The sequence below is a fragment of the Streptomyces boncukensis genome (assembly GCF_011045075.1).
GTDB lineage: Bacteria > Actinomycetota > Actinomycetes > Streptomycetales > Streptomycetaceae > Streptomyces > Streptomyces boncukensis.
The window spans coordinates 1-7,620 of sequence record NZ_JAAKZZ010000366.1; the positions used below are offsets into that span (position 1 = coordinate 1).

Consider the following 7,620-nt stretch of genomic DNA (forward strand, 5'->3'; position numbering starts at 1 on the left):
TGGCGGGGGTGGGGCGGGAATTCGGGTTCGCGCCGAACCCGAGCGCGATCTCGGACTACGGTGCGGACTTCTTCCTCGAAGGCGTGCCGGTCGACTTCAAGTTCAGGCTGGGCAGGAAGCCCCCGTACCTGGTGTCGTACGGCGCTCTGGTGATGTTCGTTACCGTGAGCGGCGACAACGGGGTGTGGGATGCGGGGCTCTGGACTCCTCCGCACACGGGCGCCAGGGCCGAGCTCAAGTCCTGGAGGGATCCTGAGATCCGCTGGCTGTTCCGCGGTCAACCCGTGCCGGACAACCCCCTGTTGCGCATGCCTGGTGATGAGCTCGCGGTGGTCTTCGGCCAGCCGACCGCCGAGCAGCGCATGACGGAACTCCTGCGCCGGTCGACGGGGCGCGTCGTGTCGGCCTACGTCCTCGGGACGGTCGGAATGATCCACCGGGTCGGCCAGCCGCTCCGGGAGGCCGTCGGCTCGCTGGCCGAAGAGGGCATCGTGGTCCTCGGCTATCCCGAACGGGGCATGGCCGAGACTCTCCGCCTGCCCCGGCCCCGCCCCGGTGAGTACGTCAGCGTGCGACTGCTCCGGGTCGGGGCCGGGTACGACGACGGCCCCGTCGTCGAGCTGGCGGGAGCGCGGTGGGCCGTGGCCGGGCCGGACGACCCGGTGGAGTCCGTGCACGACCTGCTGGATGTGCTCTGGCTCAGCCGGAGAGGGACTTCAGGCGGGTGAGGGCGTCCTCCAGGACAGCGGTGCGCTTGCAGAAGGCGAAGCGGATGAACGGGGCGCCCTCCGCCTCGTGGTCGTAGAAGACCTGGGTGGGGACCGCCACCACGCCGCAGCGCTCGGGGAGGGCGAGGCAGAAGCGGGTGCCGTCGGTCTCGCCGAGGGGGCGGATGTCGGCCGTGATGAAGTAGGTGCCGGACGGGGTGAAGACCTCCAGGCCCGCCCCGCGCAGCCCGTCGGCCAGCAGGTCCCGCTTGGCGCGGAGGTCGTCCCGCAGCGCGGCGTAGTACGTGTCCGGGAGGGCGAGGGCCTCCGCCACCGCGTACTGGAACGGGCCCGAGGCCACGTACGTCAGGTACTGCTTCGCCGCGCGGACCGCCTTCAGCAGCTCCGGCGGCGCCATCGCCCAGCCGACCTTCCAGCCGGTGAAGGAGAAGGTCTTGCCCGCCGAGGAGATCGTGACCGTGCGCTCGCGCATGCCGGGGAAGGACGCGAGGGGGAGGTGCTCGCCCTCGTAGACCAGGTGCTCGTAGACCTCGTCCGTGACGGCGAGCAGGTCGCGTTCCACGCACAGCTCGGCGACGGCGGCCAGCTCGTCCCGGGTGAGGACGGTGCCGGTGGGGTTGTGCGGGGTGTTGAGGAGGATGAGGCGGGTGCGGTCGGTGACCGCGTCGCGCAGCTCGTCCAGATCCAGGTGGAAGTGCTGGTCAGCGGCTCCGCCGCGGGGGCGGAGGGTGACCGGGACCCGGGTGCCGCCCGCGAGGGCGATGCTGGCGGCGTACGAGTCGTAGTACGGCTCCAGCGCGATGACCTCGTCGCCCGGCTCCACCAGGCCGAGCAGCGCCGCCGCGACGGCCTCCGTGGCGCCCGCCGTGACCAGGATCTCGGTGTCCGGGTCGAACGTGAGCCCGAGGGAGCCGTAGCAGCGGGACTGGTGGGCCGCGATCGCCTCGCGCAGCTCCGGAACGCCGGGGCCCGGCGGATACTGGTTGCCCCGGCCGTCGCGCAGCGCGCGGACGGCGGCCTCCCGGACGGATTCGGGGCCGTCCACGTCGGGGAAGCCCTGCCCCAGGTTGATCGCACCGGTGCGGGCGGCGAGCGCGGACATCTCGGCGAAGATCGTCGTGCCGAACTCCGCCAGTCTGCTGTTGAGTGGAGGTCGTCCCATGCCCGCATCCTTGCAGGTGCTGCCCGCCCCGTCAGGACCCGTTCCGGGACGTCCCGTCCTCCGGGTACGCCAAGTACGCCGGGTGGTCAGGTGCGCATCGCGGCGCTGGGGGCCGGGGCCGGTGCCGGCAGGAGCAAGGGAGTGGCGTCGTGTTCCGTGACCCGGCGCGGCACGCCGAGCACGGCGAGGCAGGCGCGGTAGCCGGGGCCCGGGTCGAGGTCGGTGAGGTGCGGCAGGGCGGGCGGTGCGGGGTCGGTGCGCCAGGAGAGCAGGGCCGGGGGCTCGCCCGGGGCGCTGACCGTCAGGCGTACCGGCTCGGTCATCACGCCGTCGCCGGTGGCCTTGAGCGCGGACTCCTTCCGGGCCCAGTAGCGGATGAAGTCCCCGGCCCGCCCGTGGGCCGGGCGCCGGGCGAGGGCCGCACGCTCCGTGCCGGTGAGCACGGTCTCGGCCAGGGCGTCCGGGCGGCGCCTGACCTGCTCCACGTCGACGCCCAGCGGCAGGCCCTGGCTCACCGCCACGGCGACCCGCTGTCCCGAGTGGGAGAGGGAGAGCTGCCAGCCGCCCGGCACGAGCGGCTGCGGCTTGCCGTGCGGGCCGCCGCAGTGGACGCACGCGGTGCGGAACTCCAGGGCCGCCGGGTGGCCGCCGGTGTGTGCCGCCAGCACCAGCCGGGCCAGGGCGTGCGCCGTGAGGTAGAGCGCGCGGGCGGCGGGGCGGCGGAGGCGCCGCCAGCGGGTCAGTTCGCGGTCGTCGAGCAGGGTGCGCAGATCGTGCCGGGCGTCGCTGCCGTGGTGTGGGGCGGCCCACCAGACCTGGACTTCGCCGGCCGCCGGCCGGGCTACGAGGCGGGCCATGAATCCTCCTTTCCTTCCCGGAGCCGGTGCCGGAGCCGGTGCCGGTGCCGGTGCCGGAGACGGGGGCAGGGGCAGGGGCAGGGGCGCACGTCGCAGGACCGGGCTACGCGTGCGAGGCCAGCAGAACCCGGTGCATGGGCGTGTCGAGCAGCCCGACCCTCCGCAGGCCCGCGTCGGACAGCCACTGGTCGTAGTCGTGCACGGTGAACGCGTCGCCGCCGCCCGTCGCGAGCATGGACGCGGCGAACAGCCGGAAGAAGCGGTTCTGTGTGGAGTCCTCGCCCTCCTCCTCGTCGACGATGTGGTCCGCGATGGCGATCACCCCGTCGTCCGAGAGGGCCTTCGCGGACTTCAGCAGCAGGTCCCGCGCGGACTCCGGCGTCTGCAGATGGAAGATGTTCACGAACAGCGCCAGATCGGTGTCGCCGGTCCACTCGTCGTTCCAGAAGTCCCCGGTGACGCACCGGAACCGGTCGGCGACGCCCAACTGCGCGGCCTGCGCCTCGGCGATCGGGACGATGCGGCCCACGTCCAGCCCGGTCGCGGACAGCTCGGGGAACTCCTTCAGCAGCAGATGGCTGTAGATGCCGGTGCCGCAGCCGACGTCCAGCAGCGTGCGGCCGCTCCCGGTGCCCCAGCCCGTCGTGCGCAGCCGCTCGGCGAGCGGGCGCACGATGGGCGGGGCCCAGAAGTTGATGCCGCGCACCAGCGAGGTGTAGTCCTCCTCGGAGATCTGGTTCAGCTGCTCGGCGCCGTCGGACGTACGGGCCCCGTCGCGCACGTTCCGCGCGAGGTTCCGCCAGGCGCTCCAGGCGACGTTGCGGTCGTGGCCGATCTTCCCGGCGAGGCTGTAGAGCCCGTCGGGCGCGAACACGCCGTGCAGCTCGGCGGGGAGCGTGTAGACGGCCTGGCCGTCCGCGCCCCGGGTGCGCTGGACGACGTCGTACGCGGACAGCCCGTCCAGCAGCACCCGGGTGGCCCGCAGGTCGGTGCCGAGGGTCTCGGCGAGCGCGGCGGCGGTGGCCGGGCCCTCGGTGAGCGCCGCGAAGGCGCCCAGGTCCTGGGCCGCCTCGATGACCCCGGGCGCCCAGATGCCGATGAGGTGCTCGTACAGCCGGTGCGCCGCGCGGACCTCGCCGTCGGCGACGGCCGGAAACCGGGTGGGGTCCACGAGCGGGGTGTGGTTGCTGGAGACGGCGGTGGTGGTGTTGGAGGCAGAGCGGGGCACGCTCATGGTGGTCTCCTCGGAGGTGTCGGTCACAGGACGATGCCGCCGTCGATCTGCAGGACGGACCCGGTCATGTACGCGGACTTGTCGGAGGCCAGAAACGAGACCGCCTCTGCGACCTCCTCCGCCGTGCCGAACCGGCCCAGCGGGATGGCGTCCACCGCGCGGCGCCGCGCGGCCTCGCCGAGCGCGGCGGTGGTCATATCCGTCTCGATCATTCCGGGGGCGACCGTGTTGGCCCGGATGCCGAACTTGCCGACCTCCTTGCCCAGGGTCCGGGTGAGGGCGATGATCCCGGCCTTGGAGGCCGAGTAGTTGCCCTGGCCCGGGTTGCCGTAGACCCCGGAGACCGACGACAGCGTGATGATCGACCCCGACTTGCGCTTGACCATCGGGAACAGCACGGCGCGCAGCACATGCGCCACGCCGTCCAGGTTGGTGTCCATGACCTGCGACCAGTCCTGGTCGGACATCATCAGCAGCGGCTTGTCGCGGGTGACGCCCGCGCTGGCCACGGCCACCCGGATGGGGCCCAGCTCCTCCTCGGTGCGGGACACCCAGGCGCGCACGGCGTCCGGTTCGCAGACGTCGAGCTGCTCGGGCAGCCAGTCCACGCCGATCTCGCTCAGCTCCTTGCCGAGCCGCGCGGCGGACTCGGTGTCGGAGTGGTAGCAGAAGCTGATGGCGTAGCCGTCCTCGGCCAGCCGGAGCGCTGCCGCCCGGCCGATGCCGCGGGAGCCGCCGCTGACGAGGGCGACGTTGCGGTCACTCATCGGGGCTCCCCTCTTCCCTTCCGCCGGGCGGCAGCGGGAGTTGCGCGGCTTCGCCGTGGCCGGGCGCGCCCCGCGGCGGAGCCGCCATCGGAACGGGCCCCGCGCCCCTTCGGGGCGCCTGCTCACACAGCCGCAGCACCGCGCAGGCGACCACGCCGTCCCGGTCGACCGAGGTGACCACGGCCGTGCGGCCGGCGGCTGCCGGGTCGGCGGCGGCGCCCGCGAGGACGGCCGCGAGCTGGAACGCGCCGGAGGCCGCTGCGGTGTCCCCGATCAGCTCGTGGCCGGCCAGCCGCTCGGTGGCGGCGGCCCCGAACCGCTCGCTCAGCAGGGCCTGTTCGGCGTCCCCGGCGGGGCCGGGCAGCCCGCCGCCGAGCGCCGCCCAGACGTCGTCGGGCCGGGAGGCGGCCTGGTCGAGGGCATCGGTGACGCAGTCGGCGAGGGTGGCGGGCACATCGCCGCGTATGTCGGTGCGTACGTCGATGGCGAGCACCTCGGCCAGCGGCGGGTTCCCGCTCCCTCCGGCGTCCGCGCCGCCGTCGCCCGGCTCCAGGACGAGGACCGCGCAGCCCTCGCCCAGCGGCACGTCCTGCGCGCCCCCGGCGGCGGCGGAGCCGTGCCGCTCCAGCCAGGCGCGGGCCGCCGAGTACTCCTCGCTGGCGCCCACGACGGTGCGCTCCGCGCGGCCGGCGGCCAGCAGCCGGCGCGCGTAGGCGAGGGCCAGCAGCGCGGCCGGACGGCCCCCCGCGAGGGTGGCGTTGGGGCCCTTGAGCCCGTAGCGGATGGCGGTGGCGGACGCCGGGCAGTTCATCAGCACGTTCGGCATCCACTGCGTCGGCACGTCGTAGGGCTTCGTACCCTCGAAGGACGCCTTCGAGAACATGTGCTGGAGGTACGCGCTGCCCAGCGTGGTGCCCAGCACCAGCGCGGTGCCGGCCCCGGCGGGCACCGGCGCGGTGCCGGTGCCCGCTCCGTCTGCTCCGTCCGCGGCGTCCGCGGCGTCCTGGAACAGCTCGCGTACGGCGGTGACCGCGAGCCCGGTGACCCGGTCCATGGTGCGGGTCCCGGCCTTGCCGAGGACCTTGCGGACCTCGAAGCCGGGCACCAGGCAGGCCGACTCGTCCGGCCCGCCCGCCCACAGCGGCTGGGTGTCGTCCACCGGCCCTGCGGTGGGCCCGCCGGAGGCGAGCCCCGCGGCGTGCGCGGCGCGGCCCAGGCCGTACGGCGACACCGCCGACCAGGCGGTGATCACGGGTGGCGCCGCGCGGCGCTGCGCCGTGGCGGGTGGTGCGGTGCTCATCGCGGGTCCTCCGGGTCTCGCGGGCTGTCCTCGGTCCGGTCGCTGCGGCCCAGCACGAGGGAGGCGTTGTTGCCGCCGAAGGCCAGGCCGTTGTTGACGACCACGCGGGGGGCCTCGGCCACGGCGTGGTTGGGCACGCAGTCGATCCCGCACTCGGGGTCGGTGGAGCGGTGGTTGACGGTGGGCGGGATGAAGCCGCGCGCCAGCGCCAGGGCCGAGGCCGCGGCGCCGAGGGCGCTGGCGGCGCCCATGGAGTGGCCGAGCATCGACTTGAGCGCCACGGTGCGGGGCGGCTCGTCGCCGAAGACGGCGCGGATGGCGCGCGCCTCGGTGACGTCGTTGGTCTTGGTGCCCGTGCCGTGCGCGGACACCAGGTCGACCTCGCCGGTCTTCACCCCGGCGTCCGCGAGGGCGAGTTCCATGCAGCGGGACACGCTCTCCAGGGCGGGCGCGGTGGGGTGGTGGGCGTCGCAGTTGAGGCCGTAGCCCAGCAGCTCGGCGTAGATCCGCGCGCCGCGCGCGAGGGCCGAGTCCAGCGGCTCCAGCAGCAGCACGCCCGCGCCCTCGGCGGTGAGCAGCCCCTCGCGCTCCGCGTCGAACGGGCGGCAGCGGTCGGGCGCGACCAGCCCCATCCGGGAGAACCCGGCGAAGGTGCGGCGGGCCAGCGCGTCCGCGCCGCCGACCAGCGCGTAGTCGGCCTCGCCGGAGCGGATGGCGTCGAAGCCGTCGCCGATGGCGTAGTTGCCCGCCGCGCAGGCCGTGCCCAGGACGGACGGGGCCGCGTACGGGAGCCGCAGCTCCCGCACGACGGCCAGCGCCAGCCGGTGCGCCGGGAGGCGCCGTACGGCGGTGGCGTCCATCCCTTCCGGTCCCTCGGCCAGCTCGGTCTCGATGAGGCGCTCGTACTCCGCGGCCTCGCCGTCCGTGGTGCCGATGGTGACCAGCACCCGCGTCTCCCGCAGCCGGTCGGGCTCCAGGTCCGCGTCCCGGGTGGCCATCCGGGCCGCGGCGAGTGAGAACTGGGTGGTCCGGCCGAGGGTGTCGGGGCGCAGATGGTGGATCCAGTCCGCCGGTTCGAAGTCCCGGACCTCGTGCGCGTACTGCTCGCGGAAGCCGGTGGCGTCGAAGCGGGTGATGGGCCCGGCTCCGCACCGGCCCTCGCGCAGGGCCCGGGTGAACTCGGCGGCGCCGTTGCCGATGCTCGACAGGACGCCGATCCCGGTGACGACGACGCGCCGGCCGCTCATCGGGCGGCTGCCCGGGACAGGATGTCCAGCACGGTCGCCAGGTTGACCATCCGCTGCATCTCCTCCTGCTCGATGGTGACGTCGAAGGTCTTCTCCAGCGCCGACAGGACCTCGATCGCGCCCAGCGAGTCGGCGCCGTAGTCCTCCACGAACAGGCCGTCCATGGTCAGCTCCTCGCCCTCCAGGTCCAGGGAGTTGACGAGGATCTCGCGGACCTTGGCCTCGGTCTCGGCGTTGATGACGACGGCGCTCATGGGTTCCTCCCGATGGGTGGTGATGACGTGCGGTGGGTGTGGTTGTGCTGCGGTGTGTGTGTGCGCTGTCC

At 74.1% G+C, this 7,620-nt stretch carries 8 protein-coding genes; 1 reads left to right on the forward strand and 7 read right to left on the reverse strand.

Annotated features, from left to right (window positions below):
• Positions 1-728, forward strand: a 728-nt coding sequence (locus G5C65_RS26770; RefSeq protein ID WP_165301510.1) for a NaeI family type II restriction endonuclease, incomplete at its 5' end; no start/stop codon positions are given.
• On the opposite strand, the gene G5C65_RS26775 is transcribed toward G5C65_RS26770, so the two are convergent.
• The 7 genes from G5C65_RS26775 to G5C65_RS26805 form a co-directional block, all read right to left on the reverse strand.
• Positions 700-1,890: a pyridoxal phosphate-dependent aminotransferase gene (locus tag G5C65_RS26775; RefSeq protein WP_165301511.1), complete on the reverse strand. Its 1,191-nt coding sequence runs from the start codon at positions 1,888-1,890 to the stop codon at positions 700-702. The genes G5C65_RS26770 and G5C65_RS26775 overlap by 29 nt on opposite strands.
• Before the next feature lie 86 nt (positions 1,891-1,976).
• Positions 1,977-2,747, reverse strand: coding sequence for a 4'-phosphopantetheinyl transferase family protein (locus G5C65_RS26780; protein ID WP_165301512.1), 771 nt, complete (start codon positions 2,745-2,747; stop codon positions 1,977-1,979).
• Between the two features lie 103 nt (positions 2,748-2,850).
• Positions 2,851-4,008, reverse strand: coding sequence for a class I SAM-dependent methyltransferase (locus G5C65_RS26785; RefSeq protein WP_338146679.1), 1,158 nt, complete (start codon positions 4,006-4,008; stop codon positions 2,851-2,853).
• Positions 4,005-4,748 carry a 3-oxoacyl-ACP reductase FabG gene (fabG, locus tag G5C65_RS26790; protein ID WP_165301513.1) on the reverse strand — a complete coding sequence of 248 codons (744 nt, stop codon included), beginning with the start codon at positions 4,746-4,748 and terminating at the stop codon, positions 4,005-4,007. The genes G5C65_RS26785 and fabG overlap by 4 nt, the downstream gene beginning before the upstream one ends.
• Positions 4,741-6,048 (reverse strand): beta-ketoacyl synthase N-terminal-like domain-containing protein, encoded by a 1,308-nt coding sequence (locus G5C65_RS26795; RefSeq protein WP_165301514.1) that lies wholly within the window; start codon positions 6,046-6,048, stop codon positions 4,741-4,743. The genes fabG and G5C65_RS26795 overlap by 8 nt, the downstream gene beginning before the upstream one ends.
• The gene (locus G5C65_RS26800; protein WP_165301515.1) at positions 6,045-7,295 is read right to left on the reverse strand and encodes a beta-ketoacyl-[acyl-carrier-protein] synthase family protein; all 1,251 of its coding nucleotides are present in this window, start codon (positions 7,293-7,295) and stop codon (positions 6,045-6,047) included. The genes G5C65_RS26795 and G5C65_RS26800 overlap by 4 nt, the downstream gene beginning before the upstream one ends.
• The coding region (locus tag G5C65_RS26805) for an acyl carrier protein (RefSeq protein ID WP_241266080.1) at positions 7,292-7,620 on the reverse strand (329 nt) is incomplete at its 5' end. The genes G5C65_RS26800 and G5C65_RS26805, both read right to left, overlap by 4 nt.

Bases quoted from the DNA above. Each gene is read 5' to 3' on its own strand.
- G5C65_RS26775 (WP_165301511.1), bottom strand. From the start codon at position 1,890: ATGGGACGACCTCCACTCAACAGCAGACTGGCGGAGTTCGGCACGACG.
- G5C65_RS26780 (WP_165301512.1), bottom strand. From the start codon at position 2,747: ATGGCCCGCCTCGTAGCCCGGCCGGCGGCCGGCGAAGTCCAGGTCTGG.
- fabG (WP_165301513.1), bottom strand. From the start codon at position 4,748: ATGAGTGACCGCAACGTCGCCCTCGTCAGCGGCGGCTCCCGCGGCATC.
- G5C65_RS26795 (WP_165301514.1), bottom strand. From the start codon at position 6,048: ATGAGCACCGCACCACCCGCCACGGCGCAGCGCCGCGCGGCGCCACCC.
- G5C65_RS26800 (WP_165301515.1), bottom strand. From the start codon at position 7,295: ATGAGCGGCCGGCGCGTCGTCGTCACCGGGATCGGCGTCCTGTCGAGC.